1 protein-coding gene is annotated in these 528 nt (G+C 69.3%); it reads left to right on the forward strand.

The genetic code is table 11. The features are described 5' to 3' along the window. A partial coding sequence (locus ACYVDE_RS25950; RefSeq protein ID WP_460504376.1) for a tetratricopeptide repeat protein occupies positions 1 to 528 on the forward strand: 528 nt, incomplete at both ends.

A 528-nucleotide genomic window follows, 5' to 3' on the forward strand; every position in this document is an offset into this window, starting at 1 on the left:
GGGCCGCCCTACCGAAGCCGGCCACGCCGCCCGCTCGGCCCTGCGCTACAACGCCGACAGCAGCCAAACCCAGGCGCAGGCCGGCTGGGTGTCCCTCGAAACCAACCGCCCCCAAGAAGCCCTCGAACACTTCCGCGAAGCCCTGCGCCTCGACCCCGAATCGGAGTTTGCCCGCGAGGGCCTGGTGGAAGCCCTCAAGGCGCGCTACTGGGTGTACCGCTCGTTTATGCGGTTCGTGTACTGGGCGGGCACGCTGAGCGACGGGGTGCGGCGCGGCCTGTTTCTGGGGGCCTACGTGGTGGTGCGCTTCGTGCCGCTGCTGCTGCCGCTGTACCTGGCGTTTGTGTTCATGAGCTGGTTTGCCGACGTGCTGTTTGAGAGCCTGCTACGGGTGAGCGCCTACGGCCGCCTGGCCCTGAGCGAGCGGCAAACCCGGCACTCCAACCAGTTTCTGGGGTTGCTGAGTGGGGCGCTGACAGCGCTGGGGCTGCGGCTGGCGTTGCCCGCCGTGCCCGGCCTGGCCACGCT

It is taken from the genome of Hymenobacter agri (assembly GCF_054778495.1).